This is a genomic window from Silvania confinis, from assembly GCF_025564085.1.
Taxonomy (GTDB): domain Bacteria; phylum Pseudomonadota; class Gammaproteobacteria; order Enterobacterales; family Enterobacteriaceae; genus Enterobacter; species Enterobacter confinis.
Genome location: NZ_JAMGZJ010000022.1, coordinates 1 through 390 on the forward strand (window position 1 = coordinate 1; position 390 = coordinate 390).

The following is a 390-nucleotide window of genomic DNA, read 5'->3' on the forward strand; positions in this document are numbered from 1 at the left end:
GTATTTAGCGTCGCCATTCGGCAACGCTACATTCCCCATCAACTGCACTTTATAGCGTTCGGCAAACTCTTTGCCTTCTTTATCTTTGCCAGCGTCCAACGTGAACACGTTAACCACTTGTCCAGTAATCTGTAGCATTATTCGTTAACCCCTTCTTCAATCTCACCAGAAAAAACCGCATCAGGGAAACGCTCTAACGTCATACGTCGCATTTTTTTGCGATATTCAATCTTAGCGGGATTGTCATTTGGTATTTTCTTTGTGGCTTCCAGGAACAAATCAAAATCTGTGATGTAATCCTGCACTTCCTGAATGAAACGCTCAAAGTCATCTTTGAGATAATCAGGGGGAGTAGTACGGGCAAAAAATTCTTTTGCCTTTATTCTGTCC

General features: G+C 42.3%; 1 protein-coding gene. It reads right to left on the bottom strand.

All coding sequences use genetic code 11. From position 1 onward, the window contains the following. Positions 1-137: 137 nt before the first annotated feature. The coding region (locus M8013_RS00100) for a hypothetical protein (protein WP_271265815.1) at positions 138-390 on the bottom strand (253 nt) is incomplete at its 5' end.